This is a genomic window from Spirosoma luteolum, from assembly GCF_054778875.1.
The window spans coordinates 153,928-178,743 of the sequence record NZ_BAAGZE010000001.1 but is presented as its reverse complement, the minus strand read 5'-3'; the positions used below and the strand labels follow the sequence as shown (position 1 = coordinate 178,743).

Below are 24,816 nucleotides of genomic sequence, written 5' to 3'. Positions count from 1 at the left end.
ATTGTGTGGTTGAGCGGTTGAGCGAAGAGTATTACCCAAACACGCAACTGCTCAACAACAAATGAACGACTACCCACCGGATTGCCGCAGAAAGGAAATGTCTTTTTCAGCGTAAAGCCGCATGTCGTTGACTACCCATTCAACTGCGTAATTAAGGAGTTGAGCTAAGAGTACATTAGTCACTCAATCACCCAACTACTCAATCACAATTGAATTATTGCCCTTCGAACTGCCGCAGGAAGCGAACGTCGTTTTCGGTGTAAAGCCGCAGGTCGTTGACCACGTATTTAAGCTGGGTAATGCGCTCTATACCCATCCCGAAGGCGAAACCGGTGTATTCGTCGGGGTCGATGCCGCAGTTGATCATGACCTGCGGATCGACCATGCCCGAACCGGCAATCTCGACCCAGCCGCTGTGCTTGCAGATGTTGCAGCCTTTTCCCCCGCAGATCTGACACGAAATGTCGATTTCGGCGCTTGGTTCGGTGAAGGGGAAGTAGGAGGGCCGGAACCGGATCTGGGTGCCGGGCTCGAACAGCTCTTTCACGAAGTGGTAGAGCGTATCTTTCAGGTCCTTGAAGCCCACATTGCGGTCGATGTACAGCCCTTCAACCTGGTGGAACATGCAGTGGGCCCGCGCCGAAATGGTTTCGTTGCGGTACACCCGGCCCGGCATGATCGACCGGATGGGTCGGAAGGTGGTGCCGGCCCGCTGGTGCTCCATGAGCCGGATCTGTACGTTCGAGGTATGGGTCCGCAACAGCCGGTCGCTACCCGGCTCGTCGGCCGTGGCTTTCTGCACAAAAAACGTATCCTGCATATCGCGGGCCGGGTGATTATCGGGGAAGTTGAGCGCCCCGAAGTTGTACCAGTCCGATTCGATTTCGGGGCCGTCGGCCACGTTGAAACCGATGCGTTCAAATATCTCGATGATCCGCTGGCGAACCAGATTGAGCGGGTGCTGTGTACCGGTCAGATTGGGTACGGTCGGAAGCGTCAGGTCGAAATCGGGACCGCTGCCCGCGTCGGGCTGCTCGTCGAGTGCCTGGCTAAAGGCATCGAACCGGGCCTGTGCGGCATTTTTCAGGCCGTTAAGCGCCTGCCCAACCGACCGGCGGTCTTCGGCCGGCACCTGTTTCAGCGCATCAAATAGTTCAGTAACCACGCCTTTGCGGCTGATAAAGCGCATCCGGAACTGTTCCAGCTCCTCTTTGGTGCGCACTTCATAGTTTTTTATTTCCTCGTAAATAGCGTCTACATGCTCCAGCATACACCACAGGGTTTACTACATCCAGCTACAAAGGTACGGAAAAGCCGGCGCGCGTTTGTTCACCACCTGCCGGGAATCCTACATCGGCAAACAGCCCGATTCGTGTACAAATGACACCCGATCAAAAGTCGCTAACGGGGTACTTTCCTATTAGTAAGACGTTTGTATTGATAATGAGTGAATTGTTTGGGTAGCTGGCGGGTGGCCTATGAATATACGTTGATTTCTTAAAGCAGGTCTGATTATTGTAACCACCCTATGCGTAAGGTACCCCAACGGGTTAAAAAAGCCAGTCTGGCACCCTGTACCCAGTACCGCTAACGGCTACTTATAAACGACTGACAATCAACGACCAGTTACATCGAACAAAACAATTCTCCAGCCTATTATGAAAACACTTACCACCGACTCGATCTTCGACCCCATGTCTATGCCGTTCCACACAAGTGTGGAAAAAATTGCCGATGTTTCCACACTTCAGAAGCTGTTGATTCCATTCTACGATCGCAAACGCACGGTTTCGGTCGACGAAATTGTTCGGTTGGAAGGTTCGGGGAATTACACTAACTTTTTCCTGAAAGATGGTACGAAGATGTTGGTGTCGCGCACGCTGAAAGAGTATGAAACCCTGCTCGAAGGCCAGGCTTTTGTACGGGTACACAAGTCGTGCATTGTAAACCTGGGCTTTGTGCGGAAATTCTTTGTGAAAAAAGAAGGCGAGCTCGAACTGACCGACGGACAGCAGGTGAAAATTTCCCGGCGCCGGGCACAGATGTTTATCGACCGCATCCGCGACTTTCAGCCGGTTGCTGTCAGCTAGGCCGATGCCGGCGGTAGTTTTGCCGGAAAGGCCAGCGAAATGCCTTGTATAGCCCATACGTAGTTTTACGTAATAGGCTGGGTACATACCCGCTAAAATTTACGCTTTATCCTTCATAAATTATTGATAGAGAGCTGTTTAGCTCATTGAAAGTGCTCCCGCCACCCGGGAGCACTTTTTCGTAAACGGTCAGCGACTGGTAGTTTTGTTTCAGAATCCTACTCCGAAACAAACCAACTCACTCGCTCATGGAACCGAACACGTTTGCTCAGCTGCACCCAACGATTATTGCTCCTCAGTATCCGGTAGCGTACCAGCGTGGTATGCAACGTATCGCGCTCCCATACCTCAACCGGACCATCTTCATCTCAGTCGATGATGTGGTTTGCCTGCAGGGCGAGGGCAATTATACGTTTCTCCATACCCGCGACCGTAAACGGTATCTGGTGTCGAAAACGCTGAAAGAGTTCGAGAAAACGCTCGATGGTTCCATGTTTGCCCGTATTCACAAGTCATACATCGTCAATCTGGCTTACGTACAACAGGGAGCGTTCGGTAACGACCGGCAGATTCGGCTGGCCGATGGCCGTGAGGTGGCTATTTCGCGTCGCCGGATGAAAGAGATCAGTGTGCAGCTGGCCCAGTACTGGCAGCGGCTGCTCAACTAACAGGCAAGCTATCCAACGCAACGGGGGTCGATGAGCACAACGCTCGTCGACCCCCGTTTGTATTCGGGCGTGCCGGCTGCTAAAGGAGTTTGTAGGCCAGCGTGATCTGCCACGATTTGAAGCGCTGACCGAATTTGCCGCTGCTGTCGTTGACCTGAGCAATATCCGACAGGTTGCCTTCGTAGCGTACATCGAGCCCAAGCGGCCCCAGATCAAGACCACCACCCACCTGATAGCCGTAGTAAGCCTTCGACCAGGCGTCGTTGAGCGAACCGCTGGTGTACTGGCGCAGGGCGCTGTTGAGGCCCTGATTGTCGTCGATCCGGAACGAAACCACGGGACCGGCCATAACGCGCAGGGGGCCACCCTTCAGCCCCAGCAGTACCGGAACATCGAAACTGGTGGTCTTTACCGTCACCGATTCGGTCGTGCCATTGCGGGTAACGTCAAACGAGCCCTGGCGGGTCGAGTACAACAGTTCGGGCTGTAGAAACAGATTGCGGCCAAAACGGGTGTAAATGCCGAACGAAGTACCGGTACGGCTGCTGAAGCTGTCGCCCAGGTTGTTGCGGAATGTCTGGCCATCGACACTGACGTTGGGCGAGCCGTTGGCATTGGCGCTTGTTTTAACAAAATCGCCGAAGGTAAGCTTGGACAGGTTCACGCCCCCTTTCACCCCAATCTGGAACTGGGCGAAACTAAGGGCGGGCAGAAGGGCCATGGTGGCCAGCAGAACGATCTTTTTCATAAGCGGTTGTGTAGTCTGTTTGTGACGTTTTGGTTTAACGTGAATTGAGCGGGCAGGGTATGGGCGATCAACTAATTTCGAGGAAACGGCGTTCTGATTACGGGGCATTTGTGCCCCGGCTGGCCCGTCGTTGCGGTAGCTGCCGCGTCTTAGAGTCGGGATGCGCAACGAGGTTTAACGACGGGATCGGCCACCGCCTGACTTATTGATAATCGATTGATGGCCAAGCTAAAAACTACTTATTTCTGCCAGAATTGCGGTAACCAGTCGGCCAAATGGATGGGGCGCTGCCCGGCCTGTGGCGAATGGAATACCATCGTTGAAGAAGTTGTTCAGAAAGATGAACCCGAAAAAGGGGGCTGGCGAAGCCCGTCGTCGGGGCCTGGCAACGCCCGGGTAGCCGCCAAACCCAAGCCACTTCATGCCATCAACTACGAAGAGCAGCCCCGCATTGCCACTACCGATGCTGAACTGAACCGGGTGCTGGGGGGCGGCATTGTGCAGGGGTCGCTGGTGCTGATCGGGGGCGAACCCGGTATCGGCAAGTCTACGCTGCTGCTGCAGATTGCGCTCAGCCTGGCGGGTCTGCGCGTGCTCTATGTATCGGGCGAAGAAAGCGAACAGCAGATCAAGATGCGGGCCGAACGGCTCGAAGCGCCCACGAGCGACTGCCACGTGATGACCGAAACATCGACCCAGAATATTTTCCGGGTGGTCGAGCACTTCGAGCCGGAAGTGCTCATCATCGACTCGATTCAGACCATGCAGTCGGCCCTGGTCGAATCGGGGGCGGGCAGCGTGTCGCAGGTGCGTGAATGCACCGCCGAGTTTATGAAGTACGCCAAGGAAAGTGGTGTGCCGGTGTTCATGATCGGCCATATCACCAAAGAGGGGTCGCTGGCCGGGCCAAAAGTGCTCGAGCACATGGTCGACACGGTGCTGACCTTCGAGGGCGACCGGCACACGACCTATCGGATTCTGCGGACCACCAAAAACCGCTTTGGCAGCACCGATGAACTGGGGATCTACGAGATGCTGGGCTCGGGGCTGCGGCAGGTTACCAACCCGTCGGAAATTCTGATTTCGCAGCGCGACGAAGCCCTGAGCGGTGTGACGATTGGATCGATGCTGGAGGGCAACCGGCCGCTGATGATCGAGAGTCAGGCACTCGTCAGCGTGGCTACCTACGGTACGCCACAGCGGAGCAGCACCGGCTTCGATGCCAAACGGCTCAATATGCTGCTGGCCGTGCTCGAAAAGCGCGGAGGTTTTCGGCTGGGGCAGCAGGATGTATTCCTGAACATCGCCGGGGGCCTTCGGGTCGAAGATCCGGCAATTGATCTGGCCGTATGTGCCGCCGTCGTATCGAGTTACGAAGACCTGGCCATTCCGCCGTCGGTGGCGTTTGCGGCCGAGATCGGGCTGGGGGGCGAGGTACGCGCGGTCAGCCGGATCGAATCACGGATTGCCGAAGCCGAAAAACTGGGCTTCAAAAAGATGTTTATCTCCCGCTACAACCTGAAAGGGCTGGACGTAAAGGGCTACAAGATCGACATCCGACCCGTATCGCGGCTCGATGAAGTATTTCAGGCTGTGCTCCTTTAACGAGCCAGCTTCTCTGGACGATCGGGGCTCCCGCCTGACCCACCCGGGTTGGCCGGGAGCCCCGTCTGGTTTGTCGGTACGTTACTTTGTCGGGGTGAAGTTGGCACTGGTGCAGGCCGTACCGGCGTCGTTGGTCAGGCAGATCTGCCCGACATCGGCTCCCGTTGGCACTGTTACAAGCAGTGAGGAGCCCGACAGCCGGAAGGGAGCGCTGAGCGTTCCACCGTTGAATTTCACGGCTGTTACACTGCTCAGGTTTTGCCCCGTAATGGTCAGTTCGGCACCAGCTTTGGCGGTCTTTGGCGTAAAGTCGGTGATCGTTACGAGCCGGATAACCGTGAAAATATCGGTCTGCGAGCTTTCGCCGGTGGCATTTGTCACGCGGATCGGCCCCGTCTGGGCGTCGGCCGGCACGAGCACCCACCGTTCGGCATCGTCGTTTTTTCCCCCGTCGGCAGCCGCAGCCGCTGCGCCTGTGAAGAAGAACTGGGCGTTGAGCAGGAAACTACCCCGCAGTACCACCCGTTCGCCGGGGCGGGCTTTCAGCGGAATCACATCGGTCACCACCGGTTTCTGAACCACAACCAGGAACGTAGACGAGGCCCCGGTGCCGGCCCGGTTGGCCAGCGTAATGAGTCCGCTGGTGGCCGTTGCCGGCAAGGTAATCTGAATGCTGGTACCCTCGACCCGGCCCGTTATGGGCATTAGCTGTCCGTTCAGGCGGGCCTCGGTGATGCGGTAGAGGCTGGTGCCGGTGATGGTAACGGCTTGGCCGCGCAATTGTCTGACGGGCGCTGGCACCACGTTGGTTGGGGCGGTATAGTACAGAAAGGACTGGGGCGACTGGGCGCTGCCACCCACGCTGCTGACCCCGATCGTATACAGGCCGGCCGCGCCGAGGGCGGGCAGGGTAGCTTCGAGGAGCGTATCGTTGAGTACCCGATAAGGCACACTGACGGTGTTGAAGGTTAGCGCCGAGATGTCGCGCAGGTTCGGCCCGGCCAGCTGCATCTTGTCGCCGGCAATACCCTCGGCGGTGCTGATGCCGAGAATGGCGGGGGGGAGAATAATTTTCAGACTATCGGTACTGGTGGCTACCAGCTTGTCGAACACCGTGACCGAAACCAGGCCCGAGGTCGCATTGGCCGGAATAATGGTCCGGATCTCGGTGGCTTTGGTGGTGGTCTGCTCGCGGTTGGTAGCAAGGCCGTTGATGCGCACTACGCCATCGCCCAGGTTGGTGCCCTGAATGACCAGTTCGGTACCGGGTTTTGCCTGCCGGGTCGACAGGCTGGTAATGGTGGGCTGGGCGGCAACGATGAAGGGGATAACCAGTTGGCCCCCCCCGGTAACGATAGCAATAAACGTTGGGCCGCGCTGCAGGCTACTGGGCACCTGCAGCGTTAGTTTCTGATCGGTACTATCCTGAATGACAGCCGCCAGCTGATCGAAACGAACGGCGCGTATCTGGTTGAGGTACTGGCCTGATATGGTAACGGTAGTGCCGGGCAGTCCATTGGCCGGGCTGATGGCCAGCAGGGTGGGCGCCGGCTGTTGCACCGTAATGGGCAGGGGGTCTGAACTGCCCTGCGCATTGCTCACCCGGACGGTGGCACGACCCGGCGCAATCAGGGGCACGGTGGCCTGTATCTGGTTGTCGGACACGCTGCTGACCGTGCCGTTGAGCACGGTGGTACCGCTGCTGAACGTAACCACAGGGTCATTGCCGAACTGGTAGCCAGTGAGCGATACCGTCTGTCCGACGTAGGCCGTTGTGGGTGAAATGGCCGACAGTTCGGGCGGGGTCGTTTGCACGCGGCAGGCCAGCACCGTGGCCAGCAGGCAACCCAGTAAAAAGCAGGATACGAATGATCTCATAGAAAGCAGAGGACAACCCTGTCCCACGCACGACTAGTAAAAGTAGCCATTTTCGGCGTCTAAAAACCATTTTCCGACAAAGCCTGTTAGGTTTCATAGTAGACAGAGATGCACCGGAGGCTGTCCGACAACCCATTGGCCAGTCGCCCTAACCCGCACTTTGTTCTCCATTTTTCCTTGACGATCCAATGAACTATCGCAGCCTGAAAGCATCGAATTTACGCAAGATTACCACGCTTGGCGAGCTGAAAGCCGCTGGTTATCAGACCCGCACTATCAAACAGGAGCTCCGCGATAACCTCATCGAGCGCATCCGGGCCAAAGAAGTTGTTTTTCCCGGTATCTGGGGCTACGAAGACACGGTTATCCCCGATGTTGAGCGGGCTATTCTGTCGATGCACCATATCAACCTGCTGGGGCTGCGCGGCCAGGCCAAAACCCGGATTGCCCGGCAGATGGTTAACCTGCTCGATGAATACATACCCGTTGTGGCGGGTTCCGAACTCAACGACGATCCGCTGCAGCCCCTGTCGCGTTTCGCCGTCGATCTGATTGCCGAGCAGGGTGACCAGACGCCCATCAGCTGGATGCATCGCGACGAACGATACACCGAAAAACTGGCTACGCCCGATGTATCGGTGGCCGATCTCGTGGGCGATGTCGACCCTATCAAAGCGGCTACGCTCAAACTGCCTTACTCCGATGAGCGTACCATTCACTACGGCCTCATTCCGCGCTCGAACCGCTGCATTTTCGTGATCAACGAGCTGCCCGATTTGCAGGCCCGTATTCAGGTGTCGCTGTTCAACATTCTGCAGGAGGGCGATATCCAGATTCGGGGTTTCAAACTCCGGCTCCCGCTCGATATCCAGTTTGTGTTTACGGCGAACCCCGAAGATTACACGAATCGGGGCAGCATTGTGACGCCCCTGAAAGACCGGATCGATTCGCAGATTGTGACCCACTACCCGAAATCGATCGAGATCGGGAAGAAGATTACGATGCAGGAAGCCGTTGTGAAAAACGAGCAGAAGAGCATGGTCAAAAGCAATGAGCTGGTTACCGACCTGATCGAACAGATCGCGCTGGAAGCCCGCGAAAGCGAATACGTCGACGCTAAAAGTGGCGTTTCGGCCCGGATGACCATCTCGGCCTACGAAAACCTGCTGTCGGCCGCCGAACGACGGGCGCTTATCAATGGCGAGAAAGAAACGCAGGTGCGCATTGCCGATCTGTACGGCGTGGTACCAGCCATCTGTGGTAAGGTCGAGCTGGTGTATGAAGGCGAAGTCGAAGGCCCCGTCATCGTGGCGCAGAACCTGATCGGCAAAGCCATCCGGAATCAGTTCCTGCAGTATTTCCCTAACCCCGAAAAAGCCAAGAAAGACAAGCGGGGTAACCCCTACCGCAAAATCACCGACTGGTTTGGCGAGGGCAACACGATGGATATTCTGAACGACCTGACCAACCGCGATTACGAAGCCCGGCTAAAAACCATCGACGGTCTCGACGATCTGGTCGACCAGCTGCACCCCCGGCTGAGCAAGGCCGAGAAGCTGTTCATGATGGAGTTTGCCCTGCACGGTATCGCCGAACACTCGCTCGTAGGTAAACAGGCTATGGACACCGGCCAGACGTTCAAAGACCTGCTTGGCTCAATGTTCAGTGCGGGTACTAGCTTCGGCAAAGACGATGAGGAAGAGGAAGAAGACGATGACGACCGGTACTAAACGCCGTTGTTCGTTACTATAGCAAGGCCCCTTATCCATCGTGGATGAGGGGCCTTGCCTTTTTGAAAGTACGTTACTCGATCACGACAGCCGTGCCGTTGGCCGATACCATGAGCATGGAGCCACTGCCACCAATGGTTTCGTAGTCGAGGTCGACCCCGATAATGGCGTTGGCCCCCAGCCGGGTGGCCTGGTCGGTCATTTCTTTGAGGGCAATGCTTTTGGCTTCGCGTAGACCCTGCTCGTAGGCCCCCGACCGGCCGCCCACCACATCGCGGATGTTGGCGAAAAAGTCTTTGACGATGTTGGCACCGATGATGGCTTCGCCATTGACGATGCCTATGTATTTAGTGATTCGTTTGCCTTCGATAGTCGACGTAGTGGTGATCAGCATAGAAAACGGCCTGTTTTAATACCAAACTTAACCGTTTTTCGGCACGAAGCCAGTCTGGCCGTTTGAAAACGGAGTGGTGGGGCAATCAACAGCGGGTCAATCAGGCATCGTACGCCGGTCGATCCGGGCTCTGCAACGGCGTGCCGGGTAGGGCATCACGCCACGAGCCGCCGAACTGGTCCTCAGATCCGATGGGGTGATCTGAACGATGGACTGGGCGCTGGTTGTACGAAAAACGGAGCACAGGATAAAGACCGCAGATAGGTGCTTTACAGATAGATGAACAGGTGCTGATAAACGGGTAAATCCAGCTATCTGCTCAGTATGCGTGCAACACCGTTTACGAAACTTGCTGCCTGTTTTGGATTGGTTTAAAAAAACCGCGTTTCCGCCAATCTGACTAATGTGACAGGTGTCATGTATTGATCAGCAGATAGGTTTTCCTGTAGAATGAGCCTGATCGGGGGCTACATTAAAACAATTTTAATGTACACCAATTTAGTGGAATAGAAATGCCTGCCTGCATTGGTAATCAGTTTATTCAATCTACTCAAACGCGCTTCCGTTGTGAAAAACTCGTTTTACTCCATTACGTCGGCCTGCCTGTTCGCAGCTACATTGACTGCCTGCGAAGATCACCGCAGCAGCCCGAATGCGCTTTTTCCGGAGCGCATCAATTTTGTGGCCGAACGGCAGTACCCTGAAGGTATCGCTTACTCGTCGCAACTGGATCGATTTCTGGTTTCATCCATTCCCCAAGGTAAGGTGGGTACAGTTACCATTGATGGGCGTTATGAAGACCTGCTGACCGATCCTGGCCTGATTGCCGCTATCGGCATAAAAGTGGCGGGTGGCCGGGTATTTGTCTGCAACAGCGATCAGGGACGATCGGATAGAAGCAGCGCGGCCACCACACGCCAGAAAGCCGAATTGGTGGTGTTCAATCTGGCAACCCGGCAGGTAGAACGACGCACCGATCTGGCCGCCCTGATTCCGGCTGCCGAACCAAATTTTGCCAACGACGTAACGATTGCGCCGGACGGTACGGCTTACGTAACCGATTCGTTTTCGCCCGTCATTTACCGGGTTACCACAGCGGGCGACGCCAGCGTGCTGGTGCGCGACAATACGCGATTCAGCAGCCCGACGTTTGGTCTGAACGGCATCGTTTATCATCCGGATGGCTACCTGATCGTTGCCAACACCGGGCAGGGCAAACTCTACAAGGTGGATCTGGCAAACGCAAACACGGTAACGGAAATAAGTCTACCAGCGGCATTACCCGGTGATGGCCTGACGCTGCTGAACAATGACTTGTATGTTGTAACGGGCGGCAACCGGGTGGCGCAGGTGCGAAGCACCGATAACTGGCAGAGTGCGACAATTCTGAAATACGACGCTGACGTGTATACGGGGGCAACAACCAGCGTAGCCGTAAACAACCAGCTCTTTACGCTCAACGCCCGCATTGGAGAAACTGGTAACGCCCGCGACTTCAGCATTCAGCGATTCCGTCCCTAGCAAACAGCACGGTCGGTTTGACAGGGTATCATCGCAAAATGATAGGCGTCAATCCATCCTCCGGATTACGTTGATCAACGCACGGGCAATGAGCGCATAGCCTTCGTCGGACGGGTGCAGGCCATCGTAGGTGCGGTCGATAGCGTCGGCCGGGTAGGGGTACTCGTCGGTGGCGGGGTCGAACGGAATGTCGACGTAGGCCGGATAGCGGTAATTCGTGTACTGACCGGTCTGCGGGTTCTTCAATCGCTTGAACTTGACCAGCTTATCGAGCCGCAGACTGCGAAGTCTGTATAAGTCGACCACGGGCAGTTGCTCGGCCCGGCCAATGGAGTCGATGGCCTGGGCAAACGAAGCCAGCGTTTGTCCGTTTTTAGGTTTGTACGAACCGTAGGCGTTGTTGCGCGGGTTGTTGATATACACAAAATCGGCCCGCTGCATGGGCGTGATCAGCACAATATGCGCCTGCGGGTTCAGGCTGCGCAGCTTATCGATGATGATGCGAAACGAGCCGTAAACAGTGCCGTTGCCGCGTTTATTTCGGTAGTCGGCCAGAGTGCCCAGGGGGCGGCCCCGCCACCAGTCGTTGGTGCCCAGAAAAACCGTGTACAGATCGGCAGGGGTCAGGCCCAGCGTGTCGATGGCGCCGGCAATCTGCCCCGACGTCCAGCCGTTGTGCCCCTGGTTACTATACTGCAGGTGCGGCAGGCGTTCGACCACACGGGTCATGTATCCCCTGGTGATGCGGTTGCCGGTTTCGTTGGGATGGTCGTTGAGGTAGGTGATCGAGTCACCAATGGCGGTCCAGCGTACGGGTTGGGGCTGTTGCCAGCTACCCAGCAACCCCAGCAGCAGCAGCCCGCAAATGAATCGGTTCATAAACGGATAGCCGGTTGACCGGCTTATTACATCTCCAGTTCAACGATTGTATCGATGGCATCGGCCGCGGGGGCAGTAGGCAGTGTCAGCACCACACCGTCGGCCGACTGGCGCACCGACACGGGCTGTTTGCCGGCAAACAACCGGGCCGATTTGATTTTGCCGGGCAGAGCGGGCAGGCTTAGCTGCCGGTCGGCCCAGTTCAGGATGTGGATATATACTTTGTTATCCTTCGCCGTGCTGACACCCCAGTCGCGGGCTGGTACGGGTCCACCCCGGGTGCCATAAATGGTTTCGCCGTTGGCTTTGGTCCAGCTTCCCATCTCGGCCAGCGTCTTCACAAACTCGGGCTGCACCTGCCCGTTAGGCATCGGGCCTACGTTAAGCAGAAAGTTGGCGTTGTGGCCGGCGGCTTTCACCAGATACTGAACCAGCGTTTTGGTGCTCTTGTAGTTATGGTCGTTGATGTTGTAGCCCCAGGCGCCGTTCATGGTCTCACAGGTTTCGAGCGGGAGCTGGCCAATGGTCTGTGCTTCGTTGAAGCCCGTCGTTTTGCTGCCGGGTAAATCTTTTTCAAACATCTGGAAATCTTCGCCCGGAAACGGCGCTACGTGGTGGTTATTGCCGATGAGGCAGGCGGGCTGCAGCCGGTGAATCAGCGAATAGGTGCGGTCGAGTTTCCAGTCGATGCCGGTTTTGCTGGCCGGGGCAGTGGCCCCCGTATGGCCGGCATCATCGGCCGACTGATCCCACCAGCCGTCGAACCAGATGCCGCCAATGGGGCCGTAGTTGGTCAGAATCTCGGTGAGCTGGGTATCCATATACTGCAGGTACTTCTCGAATGATCCGCTGTTGGGCCGACCCGTGAACTGCCCCGTTCGACCGCGCGGGAAATAATCGGGGTGGTGCCAGTCGAGGTGCGAGTGATACACAAAGAGTTTGAGCCCCTGCGCCCGGCAGGCCTCGGCCAGGGCTTTCAGAATATCTTTTTTGTAGGGCGTCCGGTCCACGATGTCGTAGTCCGAAACCTTAGAATCATACATGGCAAACCCGTCGTGGTGTTTGCTGGTGATGGTGATGTATTTCATGCCGGCGTTTTTGGCCATGCTCACCCATTCATTAGCGTCGAAGGCAATGGGGTTGAAAAAGCCCGGCAGCCGTTCGTAGTCGCGAACCGGGATTTTCTGGTTATTCATGACCCATTCGCCGGCTGCCAGCTGGCTGTACACACCCCAGTGAATAAACAGGCCAAACTTATCGTCCTGAAAGGCCCGGCGGGCAGCCAGATTGTCGGGGGTGGGCTGATAAGCCGACTGGGCTCGAATAGCCGCGCTGACGCAGAGGAAAAGCAGGAAAAAAAAGAAACGCATAGCTGAGTGGTTTAGCCGAAAAGCGGTCGTCCCCCGGCTTTTACTACTGCCCCCGCCGACCGCCAGCGAACGGATTTTGCCGATTACTCAATCAATCAGACAGACAAAGGCTGGTTTTTACAGTTTTGGTGCCGATAACCAATCACACACATCGTTACTGACGATCATGACTACATTTCCATTTTTCCGTTCCGGCAGCAGCCTGCTGCTGATCGTTTTGCTGGTCTGGCTGGCCAGTTGCAGTAAAAGCAGTACCGGCGATCCCGCACCGGCCACGTCGGCCGTAGTGGGTACCTGGGTGGTTACGGGCTACACCATCGATCCGGGCGTCGATCTGCTGCAGACTGGCAAAAAATCCAACGACCTGCTGGCCGCCCTGCGCGACCTGCCTAACAACCTGGGCGCCGATATTGTGGCCTGCCTGACAACCACCAAAATCACGTTCGCGGCTTCGGGCAAGGTCACATCGGTGCCCGGCCCGAAATGCAGTACGGCCGCAATCGACACCAACCCGGTGGAAGACAATGCCAGCTGGAAGCTCGACGGCTCGAAACTCACCATCACCGATTCGTCGGGCAGCCAGACTTACGACGTGGCTACGGTCGGCAATACGCTGCAGCTAAGCGGTCAGGAACAGGAAGATTACGATGGCGACGGGAAGCCGGAGAATTACCGGGTGACGCTGGTACTCTCTAAAGCCTGATGAGGATGGATACGCTGACCCGCCCGGCCTGCTCAGACAGGCCGGGCGGCTGCATTTACAGGCAGTCGTACAGGGTTTGCAGGTAACGGTCGAGATAGGTGGTCAGCTGCCGACTTTTGTATTGCAGGATGTAACGCGGGTGATCCAGCGTTTCCAGGCGTCCGAAGAACCCGCACTGGTCGTTCAGGCGTTGCAGGTAGCGGGCATTTTTTTGCCCCAGACAAATGGCCACCCGGCGGTCGGCACCAAACGAAAGCTGGGTTTGAACGGCAGTTTCCAGGGCCGGCCACAGGGCTGCTGTTGTCTGGGCGTCGTCGTAGAAATTATAGTTCCTGCCGTGGCGAACCAGGGCCAGCGGAAACAGCGAGGTCAGAAAAAAGCGTTGGTAGAAGGCCTGAGCGCCACCGAAAGCGTCAACGACCTGATAGATGAACCGGCTCGACAGTTCGGGCGTGTCGGGCAGGTCGTTGGCAATGCCGCAATACCGGCGCAGGTTCTGAGGGGTAGTAAACGAAATACCGGTGACCCCCGCCCCGAACCGCCCCGGATTGATACCCAGCACGAACACCCGGGGCGTGGGGTCGGCGTAAAACTGCTCGTAGAACTGCCGCACAATGGCCTGCACGGCCGGTTGCCGGTACGGATTCAGTACGTCGACGCCGGCTGGCAGCCCGGTTGGGGCCGTCAGCGACTGGTAGTAAGCAATGGCCCGATCGGCAAAGGTTGGCATAGTCATAACTGGTTTGGCTGTCAACAACGTGCTCCCGGGCGGGTTGCTTTGTTGACAGTAGTCATCTCAACGTCCCAGCAGGTCATAACAAATACGGGCCACATCGGCAATCAGTTGTTCGGCTTCTGGCGTCGGTACACCCTGCACAAATACCGACAGCACGAAGGGGCGGGGGGCGTAGATGAGGCCTGCGTCGCCCCGCACATAGGGCAGTATGCCGGTTTTGTGAGCCACTACTGTGCCCGCCGGCAACAGGCGAGGTATGGTCAGGGTGTCCTCATTCTGCCGCAGCAGCCCGAGCATCTGCCCGCACAACTCCGGCGTAGCCAGTTGCTTTCGGTCGATACGGATCAGCAGCTGGTTCATGTCGCGGGCCGTCACGTAATTCTCGCGTCCTTCGCGCACCGCTAGTGTGTCCATCATCAGGCGGTTGAGCCGGCTGCCAGTCAGGCCAAGGGTGTGCATCCGCCCGTTGATGGCCGCCATACTCAGTTCGTTGATCAGGATATTCGTGGCCGTATTGTCGCTGTACACCATCATCAGCCGCAGCAGGTCGGCGTAGGCGATGCGGCTACGGTGTGAGTACGTGTTCAGAACGCCCGTGCCGCCGACTTTCTCTGAATCGGTCAGAATATGAATCTCGCCCAGATCGAGCGTACCCGCCTTCGCCCGCTCCATCGCTTCGATCAGGATGGGCAGCTTGATGACACTGGCCGAGGGAACCGGTTCGTCGGCACGGAGGGAGTAGGCCTGAGTCGAATCGGTGAGCGACTGCACGGCCAGGTTGATCGTTGCCTGCGGGTGCTGCCGGAACAGGCTGGTCAGACTGTCGGCCAGCAGGCGGGTTGCCTGACCATTGACCGCAGCGGAATGGGTCATGAGTAAAAAAAGAGTCGGAGCACAGGCCCCGACTCGCTTGATAGTCTGTTGAAAAAAACGGCTGACCAAACGACGCATGGTCGAAGATACGCCGGTCAGTGCCTTACTTGATGTTTTTCCGGCGGTTGCGTTGAAAATCCTCGAACATCATGTTGCCCAGCCCCTGCAGGCCGCTGTAGTAAGCGCGACCGTTGTTGACCTTCGTAAACTCCTGCACGAACTGCTTCAGATAGGGGTCCGAGGCAATCATAAAGGTCGTGATCGGAATTTCGAGCCGACGGGCCTGAGCCGCCAGGGTCAGGGTTTTGCTCACCACCTTGCGGTCGAGGCCAAACGAGTTTTTATAGTATTTGATCCCTTCTTTCAAACAGGTCGGTTTGCCGTCTGTGATCATGAAAATTTGCTTGTTCTTGTTTTTGCGCCGGCGCAGCAGGTCCATGGCCAGTTCCAGGCCGGCTACGGTGTTGGTGTGGTAGGGCCCCACTTCCAGATACGGCAGGTCTTTGGCCTGAATCTGCCAGGCGTCGTTGCCAAACACCACAATATCGAGCGTGTCTTTCGGATACTTCACCTTAATCAGCTCGGTCAGGGCCAGGGCTACTTTTTTGGCCGGAGTAATGCGGTCTTCGCCGTACAGAATCATCGAGTGGCTGATATCGATCATCAGCACCGTCGACGTCTGCGTTTTCTGCTCCTTCTCGGTTACTTCCAGATCGCTTTCCATGAGCCGGAACTCGTCGACCCCGCTGTTGATCTGGGCATTCTTGATCGACTCCGTCATCGAAATCTGTTCGAGCGTGTCGCCAAACTGATAGGCGCGCAGATCGCTGCTCAGTTCGTCGCCGGTGCCGGTGTAGGGTGTGCGGTGGTTGCCGCCCGATTTAGACCGTTCGAGCTTGCCAAAAATCTCCTCAAGGGCCGAGCGACGAATGGTCTGCTCGCTCTTGGGTGTCATCACAATTTTGCCTTCTTCGTTCGACTCGGTCAGGTAGCCTTTCTCCTTCAGATCGTCGAAAAAGTTGCCAATGCCGTATTTATCGTCGGTTAGGCTATACTGCCGGTCGAGTTGGCTCATCCACGACATGGCCTGTTCCACATCGCCCGACGTCAGCAACAGAAGTTGCTGAAAAATGTTGAGCAGCTGATCGAACTTGCTGCCTTCCTGTTTCTCAGGGGGTACGTAATCGGAAAAGTGAAAGCCTTTCATGAATCTATGCGTGGGTTTGCGAATGAGCCGTTGCGGGCGCATCGGGCCAGATGGCCGGTGTAAAAAGAACACCCTGCTTTCCAGATTTGTTCGGTCGGCCGGGCTGGGGCAGGGCGTATCGGTTGGCGGGCCGGCGGGGAGTAGCCCAGTGGCCGGAAGCCTTACCAAATATACCCAAAAAGTAACCCGGTTTGCGCCCCGTCCGGGCGATTACGGCGGTTTCGTCGATACGGCGACGTTGCTGATCTGTTGGCTTTACCCTACCTTCAACGTCGTTTACTCTTTCCTGTGTGTGTATGCCCTACGCTCTCCTGCTTTTTCTCCAGCTGGCGCTGCTGTCCAGTGCTCCCAAGCCACCCAAAACGTACGCGGTTGGGCAGATCAACACCCGCCTGGGCGAAATACTTTTCTGGCTGTACGACGAAACCCCAGCCCATAAAGCCAGTTTCGAGAAACTGGCCAACGCAGCCTATTGGGACTCACTGACGTTCAATCGGGTGATACCCAACTTTGTGGCGCAGGGCGGCTGCCCCGACACACCGGCCGGCTTCGCCGATTCGCCCTACCTGCTGAAGCCTGAATTTGTACCGACGATCCGGCACGTTTACGGCGCCGTGGGGGCCGGGCGCGATAACAATCCCGGTATGCTGTCGGCCGGGTGTCAGTTCTACATCGTACAGAATAAGGCCGGACTGTCCCGGCTCGACGATAAATACACGGTGTTTGGGCAGGTGTTCAAAGGCATGGCGGTTGTCGACGCCCTGTGTGCCCTGAAAACCGACTCGACCGACACCCCACTCGTGCCGGTACCGCTCCGGGTGCGCGTATTGCACCTGACGGCTCCCGAGCTGAAAAAACTGGGTTATACGGGCCGGTTATAGCTGCGCCAGCAGGTACAGCACCGCCATCCGCACGGCCACGCCGTTTTCGACCTGATCGAGAATAATGCTGTGGGCCGAGTCAGCCGCATCAGACGTCAGTTCAACCCCGCGGTTGATGGGGCCGGGGTGCATCAGCACGATGGGACGATCGAGTTCGTCGAGCATCTGCTTTGAAATGCCAAAATACTGGGCGTACTCACGCAGCGACGGAAAGTATTTGATCTGCTGCCGTTCAAGCTGAATACGCAGCACGTTGGCGACATCGCACCAGGCCAGGGCCGCCCGCACATCATGCCCGACGCGCACGCCCAGCGCTTCGATGTGTTTTGGTATCAGCGTTTTGGGCCCGCATACCATCACCTCGGCGCCCTGCTTCTGCAGACAGAAAATATTGGACAGCGCCACGCGCGAGTGGGTAATGTCGCCGATGATGGCAATACGCTTACCGGCCACGTCGCCCAGTTTTTCGCGGATCGAAAACGAGTCGAGCAGGGCCTGGGTAGGGTGTTCGTGGGTGCCATCGCCGGCATTGACCACATTGGCCCGAATGTGCCTGGTGAGGTAGTGAGGGGCGCCGGGGCTGCTGTGCCGCATCACCACCATGTCGACCTTCATAGCCAGGATGTTGTTGACCGTATCGAGCAGGGTTTCGCCTTTCTTGACCGAGCTGCCCGACGCCGAGAAGTTGACCACGTCGGCCGAAAGCCGCTTCTCCGCCAGCTCAAACGACAGCCGGGTACGGGTCGAGTTCTCGAAAAAAACGTTGGCAATGGTCACATCGCGCAACGACGGCACTTTCTTAATGGGGCGATTGATAACTTCTTTAAACTGTCCGGCCGTTTCCAGAATAAGTTGAATATCAGATTCAGTCAGGTCTTTGATGCCCACCAGGTGGCGGACGCTGAGCGATTGGGCCATAAGAGCAGTCAGGAAATTAGCGGGGCAAAGATAGCACGGGAACAGAATAGGGCCTACTTCACGGCTGTAAACAGCTGTTTCGGTACCTGCATGGCCCGGTCGATGAGGGTTATCGCCAGCGCCAGAATATGCGCTTCGGCCTTTGCGTCGATCTTGTCGGCGTCGTCGCCGGGGCGGTGGTAATCGGGGTGGCCACCCGTGTGGAAAAACAGAACCGGAATCTGCTTGGCGTAGAAAGCCGCGTTGTCGGAACCGCCGTTGCCCGCCCGATCGGTGAAAAACCGGATGGGACTCGTTACGCCGGCAAATACCCCCGGCCAGGCATCGCTCGTACCGTATCCGCCAATGCCTACGCCCCGCTCGGGATTATAACGCCCGATCATGTCCATACAGATCATAACGTTCAGCGTAGACAGGGGTACTGTCGGGTTGTTTAGGAAGTAGCGCGAGCCCTGCAGCCCCAGCTCTTCGGCACCAAAGGCCATAAACAGCAGGTTGTAAGGCTCGGTTGTTTTGTTACGGGTGTAGTGGCGCGCCAGTTCCAGCAGCCCCGCCACGCCCGATGCGTTGTCGTCGGCGCCGTTGTGAATCTTGCCCTGCGGCAGCGAATCGAGCGAACTGCCCTGCCGGCCCAAGCCCAGGTGATCGTAATGCGCTCCGATCACGATCGTGTAAGGCGCACCATTGTCGAGAAACCCAATCACGTTTTCGGCCGGACGCAGGCTGTCGGGCACCACCACGCGCCGGACCCGGGCCGTAAATGGTTGCCGGTAGCCGGATGTACCCAGTGGCTTCAGGCCATACCGACGAAAGGCGGTTTCGATATACTGTGCTGCTTTGGCATTTTCGGGACTTCCCGTGCCTCGGCCCTGCATGGCATCGGAGGCCAGGTATCGAACGTGCCGCCGAATGCGGCCGGGCGTAGGGGCTTGTGCCAGCACCAGCGCAGGCAGCAGGAACAGGAGCAAAAAAAAGCGCATACGGACTAGTGGAAGGAACGGTTGGCCGCTGTCGACGTAAGGAGCAGCCAGGTTGGGTCTCGGGGCGAATCCGGCGGGGTTAGCCCGCCAGTTCAATAACCTGCCCATCCTGGCAGCGTAGTACGCGAGCCGGGTATTTATTGAGCAGTTCGTAGTTGTGGGTTGCCATCAGAATGGCCGTGCCAGACGCGTTGATGGTCTGGAACACTTTCATAATCTGATCCGAAACGGCGGGGTCGAGATTGCCCGTCGGTTCATCGGCAATCAGAATCTTTGGTTCGTTCAGCATAGCGCGGGCAACGACAACCCGCTGTTGCTCGCCCCCCGAGAGCTGGTGGGGCATCTTTTTCTGGGCCGTGCCCAAACCAACCTGCATCAGCACATCGGCAATGCGGTTGTTGATATCATTTTTCGACGTCCAGCCGGTGGCTTTGAGTACGAAGCGCAGGTTCTCTTCGACCGACCGATCGGTAAAGAGCTGAAAGTCCTGAAAAACGATGCCGATTTTCCGGCGGAGTTGCGGCACATCGCGGGGCTTGAGCGCTTCGAGCGCAAAACCAGCCACGTGGCCTTTGCCGCTCTGCAGCCATAAATCGGCGTAGAGCGTTTTCAGAAGCGATGATTTTCCACTACCCGTCCGGCCAATCAGATACGCAAATTCGCCCTTGTTGATCTGAAAGGTCACGTCGCCCAGAACGAGTTTAGTGCCCTGATAGATATCGGCGTGATCGAGGCTTAGAACGGGTTCGGATGAAAACATAGCGTTGAAAAAAAGACAGGATTACAGGCTTGGCCGGGTTGCCCGTGGCGTTGTCGAACGAAACTCCACCGGTTTACTGGCGATCTGCCGCCAGCTCGATACCCGTCAATCCTGTAATCCTGTCTAGAAAATTACTTCTTAACGGGCAAATTGGCTTTCTCGTGGTCGGCCAGGAACTTCGCCAGACCGCTGTCGGTCAGGGGGTGGTTCAGCAGAGCCTTAATCACGCTCAGGGGCGAGGTCATCACGTCGGCACCGATTTCGGCGCACTGGATGATGTGCATCGGGTGACGAACCGAAGCGGCCAGCACTTCCGTATCGTAACCGTAGTTGGTGAAGATGGTCACGATCTGCTCGATCAGGGCCATACCGTCGGTCGAGATATCATCAAGACGGCCAACGAAGGGCGACACGAACGAAGCACCGGCTTTGGCGGCTACCAGCGCCTGACCTGCCGAGAAGATAAGCGTACAGTTGGTACGGATACCTTTTTCGGAGAAGTATTTAATGGCCTTGATGCCATCGGCCGTCATCGGGATCTTTACAACGATATTTTCGTCGAGCTCGGCGAGTTCGTCGCCTTCTTTGATCATCTCTTCGTATTTAACGGAGATAACCTCAGCGCTGACATCGCTCTGCACGATTTCGCAGATTTGCTTGTAGTGGCGCATCACGTTGTCTTTGCCGGTGATGCCTTCTTTGGCCATCAGCGAAGGGTTGGTAGTAACGCCGTCGAGAATACCCATTTCCTGGGCTTCGCGGATGTCGGCCAGATTGGCCGTGTCAATGAAAAATTTCATGGTAAGGAGTGTTTCGTCGTGCCGACACTGAACAGGACCAGTCGGTTGCGTCGGCAAAAATAGGTAAGATTCCGGCTAAGGTCGGCAGTAAAGCCAAACTAAATCAGTTGAGCCGGTGGGTACCGTCCTGCAGTGTACAGGCATGAAGGTACGTATCTTTTCCGGTACGCTCATGGTATTGTTGCCGGATGCGCTCACTAAAGCTATCGAGCGCGGCTTCTTCGACCAGGTTGATGGTGCAGCCGCCGAAGCCGCCCCCCATCATACGTGCGCCCAGCACGCCGGGCTGGGTCCGGGCCAGTTCGACCAGCAGGTCGAGTTCGGGGCAGCTTACCTCGTACTGCTTGCTGAGGCCTTCGTGCGAACCGTACATAAGCTGCCCGAAAGCCGCCAGATCACCGGCCGACAGCGCTGCTTCGGCGGCTACTACCCGGGCATTTTCCTGCACAACATAGGCACACCGGCGGTAGATCAGCGGCTCGGTATCCCGCAGGTGCTGGTCGAGCATGGCCATGGTTACATCGCGCAGGCTCTCGACCTCCGGGTAAAAGTTGCGCAGAAACCGGACGCCCGATTCGCACTCGGCCCGCCGGGTATTGTACTCAGACGTGACCAGCGAATGTTTCACCCGCGAATCGCAGAGCACAATCCGGAAACCATCCATCCGCAGCGGGGCATAGGTGTAGGTCAGCGACCGGCAGTCGAGTTTGATAACGTGATCGGCGCGGCCCATCATGCTGGCAAACATATCCATGATGCCTACCTTGGCCCCGACAAATTCGTTCTCGGCACGCTGCGAAAAACGCAGCAGGGTCAGGCGGTCGAGACCGAGGCCCATCAGTTCGTTGAGTACGAAACCAACCCCGTTTTCGAGCGCTGCCGACGATGACAGGCCGGCGCCCATCGGAATGGTGCCACTGAACACGCAGTTGAACCCGCCGACAGTGTGGCCGGCCAGCCGGAACTGGGCTACAACGCCCAGCAGGTAATCGGCCCAGGTATGGGTTGGAGCCAGGTCAGATAGGTCGGCTTCGTAGTGCTCGTCGAGATCGAGGGCGAAAAAATGAACCCGGTTGTCTGTGCGCAGACCAGCGGCCAGATAAATGGCCTTGTCGATAGCCGCCGGCATCACAAAGCCGTGGTTATAGTCGGTATGTTCGCCAATGAGGTTAACGCGGCCGGGCGAGCAAACGAGCACCGGCAGCGCCGGGGAAGAATCGGATTGAACGAGTTGGGCGTAGGCAGCGGTCAGCTGTTCAGACAGGGTCATGTCGGGTAAATAACTAAAAAGGCAGCCGAACGGGGCTGCGCTTTACTAAAGACCGGTGGGGGAGGACATTACCCCCAAAATGATAAAAAAAAATGGCAAACCAATGTCTCACCGCTACGACCACCTACCCTTGCTTCGGTCAAGACCTGGGGGATTCAGCAGGAGCTGGTAGCACCGATTTGCCGATGCAAAGTTAAGGCAATGTTGCGCAAACGACCAAATTTCGCCCGTACCTTTGTCGCAAAATAGTTCGTAACATGAAGGATTGGAAAGGTATTCTGGTGGGTATTCTGGTCAGTGTCAGTGCCTGTACCTCATCAGATGATTTAGTGGAGCAGGGGCGAAAATTAATGAATGAAGGCAAATTTCGGGAAGCTTTGCCGGTGCTGAACCAGGCGGTGGAGGCCGACGACGATAATGCCGAAGCGTTTAACAGCCGGGGCGTGGCTTATTTTGAACTGAAAGAATACAGCAATGCCGCGCTCGACTACGATCAGGCCATCAAACTCAAACCCGAGTCGTACCGCCCTTACTACAACCGGGGGCTGCTGAAGGTAGCACAGAACAACCTCGACGGGGCCCTCAAAGACTATTCAGAAGCCATCCGGCTGGCGCCGGATTCGAGCCGGCGCATGAGCTCCGAAATTTACCTCAACCGGGGGCAACTCTTTGCCGCGCAGGAACAGCCGCAGGCGGCTCTGACCGATTTCAGCCAGGCCATCAAACTCGACCCCCGAAACGCACTGGCCCTTTACAACCGAGGCAATTTATACTTCCAGCAAAAGAACCTGGCCGGCGCCACGGCTGATTTTCAGCAGGCTGTGCAGGCCGATCCGGCATTCGGCAAGGCGTTTTACGGACTGGGTATCGCACAGGTGCTACAAAACAACCGGGAGGGCGGGTGCCTGAGTCTAAAACAGGCCCAACAGCTTGGTTATGCCGACGCGGCCAACGCCGTTGCCGAGTACTGCAGTAAGTAACCCGCGCCGGCCCGCAGTCTTTTGCCGGCTCAACGTTTTGCCTAACTACCCATGCGTAAACTCATTGCCATTGTCTTCGGCGTTGTTTTTCTGTTGTTTGCCGCGCTGCAATACAACGATCCCGATCCGCAGGTCTGGGTGCCGATTTACGGGCTGGCTGCGGCTGCCTGCTTCATGGCCTGGGCCGGGTTGGCCAGATGGTGGTTTCTGGCCATCATGGCCCTGTTTTATCTGGTAGCGGCCGTGTATCAGTGGCCCCCGGTTTTTGAGGGCTTTCTGTTTAGCGAGGTCGGTATGCGGAGTTTGAATATCGAACTGGCCCGCGAGGCCGGGGGGCTTGCCATTACGGCACTGGTTATGGCGGTGCTGGCCGTGCTGTCGCGTCGAACGATCCGCCTATGAAACTGATCGAATGTCCGCGTGATGCCATGCAGGGCTTGGCGCATTTTGTGCCCACTGATCTGAAAATCAGGTATCTCAATGCCTTGCTGCGGGTTGGGTTCGACACGCTCGATTTCGGCAGCTTCGTATCGCCGAAAGTGATTCCCCAGCTTCGCGATACGGCCGATGTACTGGCGCAGCTGGAGCCCGGCAACACCCGACTACTGGCCATTGTTGCCAATGTGCGTGGTGCCGAAACGGCCCTGACACATACGGCCATTCAGTACTTGGGCTTCCCGTTATCAGTATCCGAAACATTTCAGCAGCGCAACACGGGTAAGTCGATTGCGCAGGCATTGACCGAGGTCGCCACTATGCAGCAACTATGTGCAGGAGCTGGCCGTGAACTGGTTGTGTATCTGTCGATGGGTTTTGGTAATCCGTATGGCGATCCCTACAGCCCGGCGCTGGTAGCCGCGCAGGTAGATCAGCTAGCCGATCTGGGCGTTCGCATCGTGGCTCCCTCCGACACGGTGGGCTCGTCGACCCCCGATCAGATCGATCAGTTGTTTCGGCACCTGATCGGCACGTACCCAGCCGTTTCGTTTGGTGCCCACCTCCACGCCCTGCCCGAGCAGGCTGCCGCCAAGGCTGAAGCCGCTATCCGGGCCGGCGTGCGCCGAATCGATGGGGCGTTGCGGGGTTTCGGTGGGTGTCCGATGGCTGCCGACAGCCTGACGGGTAATTTGCCTACCGAACTGATCCGGCCCGTACTGGCGGCCGAAGGGTTTCCGCTGGCACTCGACGAAACGGCCTGGCAGGAAGCGCTGGCCCTGTCGACGCAGGTATTCGGGCACTGAGCCAGCTACATGAACATCGCCTGAATCTCGGTCTTGACAGCTTTCAGAGCCGCTGCGGTTGGCTGTGTATCTTTCTGAATAATGCGCTCGAAAATTCGTTTCGATAGCTCGAGGGCCGGTGCATCGGGGCGTGTATCGCCCGAGGCCTGGTTAATGAGCGTCGTTACATCGTTCATGGCCTGCTGAATCTGATCCCAGGCATCCTGGCTCATGTAGACCTGCTGCGAGAGATTATGGTTGTACTCATCGCGGATCTCCTGAAGGAGTCGCTGTTGCAGTTCGAGAACCGAGGTAGCGCTGTTGCCAAGCCGGAGCAGCAGGTTGTTGGGGCTGATTCGTTCGAGAAACAGCACCATGCGCTCGTAGGCCTGCAGGCGCACCGGTACCACGGCGTCGGTATAGCGGGCCTGGGTGTCGTGGCGGTAGCGGGCGGCTTCCCGGTCGAGCAGGAGTCGGACGGTGGTGTACATACCGTATAAAACCAGCCCGGCGGGCACCAGAAGCTTTAAAAAGTCGCTCAGTAGTTCCATGTACAGACAATGAATTGTTGGGCAAAATTGAATAAATTTGTAAAGGACGCCAAC

At 57.0% G+C, this 24,816-nt stretch carries 25 protein-coding genes; 10 read left to right on the top strand and 15 right to left on the bottom strand.

The genetic code is table 11. The features are described 5' to 3' along the window. Nucleotides 1-214 precede the first annotated feature (214 nt). On the bottom strand, nt 215-1,270 hold the full coding sequence (gene pheS / locus ACYVAC_RS00835; protein ID WP_461095645.1) for a phenylalanine--tRNA ligase subunit alpha: 1,056 nt from the start codon (nt 1,268-1,270) through the stop codon (nt 215-217). Nucleotides 1,271-1,658: 388 nt separating this feature from the next. Between pheS and ACYVAC_RS00830 the strand changes: the two genes are divergently transcribed. Both ACYVAC_RS00830 and ACYVAC_RS00825 read left to right on the top strand, forming a co-directional pair. Continuing rightward, nucleotides 1,659-2,090 (top strand): LytR/AlgR family response regulator transcription factor, encoded by a 432-nt coding sequence (locus tag ACYVAC_RS00830; protein ID WP_461095643.1) that lies wholly within the window; start codon nt 1,659-1,661, stop codon nt 2,088-2,090. A gap of 248 nt (nt 2,091-2,338) precedes the next feature. Beyond that, nucleotides 2,339-2,758 (top strand): LytR/AlgR family response regulator transcription factor, encoded by a 420-nt coding sequence (locus tag ACYVAC_RS00825; RefSeq protein WP_461095642.1) that lies wholly within the window; start codon nt 2,339-2,341, stop codon nt 2,756-2,758. A gap of 79 nt (nt 2,759-2,837) precedes the next feature. Here the strand turns inward: ACYVAC_RS00825 and ACYVAC_RS00820 are convergent, their stop codons facing one another. Then, nucleotides 2,838-3,506, bottom strand: a complete 669-nt coding sequence (locus ACYVAC_RS00820) for a porin family protein (protein ID WP_461095641.1) — start codon at nt 3,504-3,506, stop codon at nt 2,838-2,840. Nucleotides 3,507-3,725: 219 nt separating this feature from the next. Between ACYVAC_RS00820 and radA the strand changes: the two genes are divergently transcribed. Continuing rightward, on the top strand, nt 3,726-5,111 hold the full coding sequence (gene radA, locus ACYVAC_RS00815; RefSeq protein WP_461095640.1) for a DNA repair protein RadA: 1,386 nt from the start codon (nt 3,726-3,728) through the stop codon (nt 5,109-5,111). An 81-nt stretch (nt 5,112-5,192) separates the two neighbouring features. Here the strand turns inward: radA and ACYVAC_RS00810 are convergent, their stop codons facing one another. Next, nucleotides 5,193-6,989 carry an IPT/TIG domain-containing protein gene (locus ACYVAC_RS00810; RefSeq protein ID WP_461095639.1) on the bottom strand — a complete coding sequence of 599 codons (1,797 nt, stop codon included), beginning with the start codon at nt 6,987-6,989 and terminating at the stop codon, nt 5,193-5,195. A gap of 188 nt (nt 6,990-7,177) precedes the next feature. On the opposite strand from ACYVAC_RS00810, the gene ACYVAC_RS00805 reads away from it, so the two are divergent. Then, entirely contained in the window at nt 7,178-8,719 is a 1,542-nt protein-coding gene (locus tag ACYVAC_RS00805) for a magnesium chelatase (protein ID WP_461095638.1), read from the top strand. Nucleotides 8,720-8,792: 73 nt separating this feature from the next. On the opposite strand, the gene ACYVAC_RS00800 is transcribed toward ACYVAC_RS00805, so the two are convergent. Further along, nucleotides 8,793-9,113, bottom strand: a complete 321-nt coding sequence (locus tag ACYVAC_RS00800; protein WP_461095637.1) for a heavy metal-binding domain-containing protein — start codon at nt 9,111-9,113, stop codon at nt 8,793-8,795. Between the two features lie 567 nt (nt 9,114-9,680). On the opposite strand from ACYVAC_RS00800, the gene ACYVAC_RS00795 reads away from it, so the two are divergent. Then, entirely contained in the window at nt 9,681-10,634 is a 954-nt protein-coding gene (locus tag ACYVAC_RS00795; RefSeq protein ID WP_461095636.1) for a glutaminyl-peptide cyclotransferase, read from the top strand. A gap of 48 nt (nt 10,635-10,682) precedes the next feature. On the opposite strand, the gene ACYVAC_RS00790 is transcribed toward ACYVAC_RS00795, so the two are convergent. Together ACYVAC_RS00790 and ACYVAC_RS00785 are read right to left on the bottom strand one after the other, a co-directional pair. Next, entirely contained in the window at nt 10,683-11,513 is an 831-nt protein-coding gene (locus ACYVAC_RS00790; RefSeq protein ID WP_461095635.1) for an SGNH/GDSL hydrolase family protein, read from the bottom strand. A 26-nt stretch (nt 11,514-11,539) separates the two neighbouring features. Continuing rightward, nucleotides 11,540-12,883 (bottom strand): alpha-L-fucosidase, encoded by a 1,344-nt coding sequence (locus ACYVAC_RS00785; RefSeq protein WP_461095634.1) that lies wholly within the window; start codon nt 12,881-12,883, stop codon nt 11,540-11,542. A gap of 166 nt (nt 12,884-13,049) precedes the next feature. Here ACYVAC_RS00785 and ACYVAC_RS00780 point away from each other — a divergent pair, with 166 nt between their 5' ends. Continuing rightward, the gene (locus ACYVAC_RS00780) at nt 13,050-13,586 is read left to right on the top strand and encodes a lipocalin family protein (RefSeq protein ID WP_461095633.1); all 537 of its coding nucleotides are present in this window, start codon (nt 13,050-13,052) and stop codon (nt 13,584-13,586) included. Nucleotides 13,587-13,641: 55 nt separating this feature from the next. Here ACYVAC_RS00780 and ACYVAC_RS00775 read toward each other — a convergent pair whose 3' ends face one another. From ACYVAC_RS00775 to ACYVAC_RS00765, 3 genes are all read right to left on the bottom strand, one after another. Then, nucleotides 13,642-14,322, bottom strand: coding sequence for a uracil-DNA glycosylase family protein (locus ACYVAC_RS00775; protein WP_461095632.1), 681 nt, complete (start codon nt 14,320-14,322; stop codon nt 13,642-13,644). Nucleotides 14,323-14,382: 60 nt separating this feature from the next. Next, the gene (locus tag ACYVAC_RS00770) at nt 14,383-15,195 is read right to left on the bottom strand and encodes a serine hydrolase (RefSeq protein WP_461095631.1); all 813 of its coding nucleotides are present in this window, start codon (nt 15,193-15,195) and stop codon (nt 14,383-14,385) included. Nucleotides 15,196-15,298: 103 nt separating this feature from the next. Next, a complete protein-coding gene (locus ACYVAC_RS00765; protein ID WP_461095630.1) occupies nt 15,299-16,402 on the bottom strand; it encodes a vWA domain-containing protein in 1,104 nt (367 codons plus the stop codon). A 296-nt stretch (nt 16,403-16,698) separates the two neighbouring features. On the opposite strand from ACYVAC_RS00765, the gene ACYVAC_RS00760 reads away from it, so the two are divergent. Further along, a complete protein-coding gene (locus ACYVAC_RS00760) occupies nt 16,699-17,283 on the top strand; it encodes a peptidylprolyl isomerase (protein ID WP_461095629.1) in 585 nt (194 codons plus the stop codon). Here ACYVAC_RS00760 and ACYVAC_RS00755 read toward each other — a convergent pair. From ACYVAC_RS00755 to galK, 5 genes are all read right to left on the bottom strand, one after another. Then, on the bottom strand, nt 17,278-18,201 hold the full coding sequence (locus ACYVAC_RS00755) for an aspartate carbamoyltransferase catalytic subunit (RefSeq protein ID WP_461095628.1): 924 nt from the start codon (nt 18,199-18,201) through the stop codon (nt 17,278-17,280). The two genes, ACYVAC_RS00760 and ACYVAC_RS00755, sit on opposite strands and share 6 nt — an antisense overlap. A gap of 53 nt (nt 18,202-18,254) precedes the next feature. Further along, on the bottom strand, nt 18,255-19,181 hold the full coding sequence (locus ACYVAC_RS00750; RefSeq protein ID WP_461095627.1) for a M20/M25/M40 family metallo-hydrolase: 927 nt from the start codon (nt 19,179-19,181) through the stop codon (nt 18,255-18,257). A 79-nt stretch (nt 19,182-19,260) separates the two neighbouring features. Further along, nucleotides 19,261-19,941, bottom strand: coding sequence for a cell division ATP-binding protein FtsE (locus ACYVAC_RS00745; RefSeq protein ID WP_461095626.1), 681 nt, complete (start codon nt 19,939-19,941; stop codon nt 19,261-19,263). Between the two features lie 131 nt (nt 19,942-20,072). Continuing rightward, complete coding sequence (fsa, locus tag ACYVAC_RS00740) at nt 20,073-20,741, bottom strand: fructose-6-phosphate aldolase (protein ID WP_461095625.1); 669 nt, start codon at nt 20,739-20,741, stop codon at nt 20,073-20,075. A gap of 103 nt (nt 20,742-20,844) precedes the next feature. After that, nucleotides 20,845-22,011 (bottom strand): galactokinase, encoded by a 1,167-nt coding sequence (galK, locus tag ACYVAC_RS00735; protein WP_461095624.1) that lies wholly within the window; start codon nt 22,009-22,011, stop codon nt 20,845-20,847. Nucleotides 22,012-22,268: 257 nt separating this feature from the next. On the opposite strand from galK, the gene ACYVAC_RS00730 reads away from it, so the two are divergent. From ACYVAC_RS00730 to ACYVAC_RS00720, 3 genes are read left to right on the top strand one after another with little or no spacing between them, the layout of a single operon-like run. Next, the gene (locus ACYVAC_RS00730) at nt 22,269-22,991 is read left to right on the top strand and encodes a tetratricopeptide repeat protein (protein WP_461095623.1); all 723 of its coding nucleotides are present in this window, start codon (nt 22,269-22,271) and stop codon (nt 22,989-22,991) included. A 51-nt stretch (nt 22,992-23,042) separates the two neighbouring features. Further along, entirely contained in the window at nt 23,043-23,393 is a 351-nt protein-coding gene (locus ACYVAC_RS00725; RefSeq protein ID WP_461095622.1) for a transmembrane 220 family protein, read from the top strand. Next, nucleotides 23,390-24,232, top strand: a complete 843-nt coding sequence (locus tag ACYVAC_RS00720) for a beta/alpha barrel domain-containing protein (protein WP_461095621.1) — start codon at nt 23,390-23,392, stop codon at nt 24,230-24,232. Before ACYVAC_RS00725 ends, ACYVAC_RS00720 begins: the two co-directional genes overlap by 4 nt. Nucleotides 24,233-24,237: 5 nt before the next feature. Here ACYVAC_RS00720 and ACYVAC_RS00715 read toward each other — a convergent pair whose 3' ends face one another. Further along, on the bottom strand, nt 24,238-24,762 hold the full coding sequence (locus tag ACYVAC_RS00715; protein WP_461095620.1) for a DUF7935 family protein: 525 nt from the start codon (nt 24,760-24,762) through the stop codon (nt 24,238-24,240). Between the last annotated feature and the right edge of the window lie 54 nt (nt 24,763-24,816).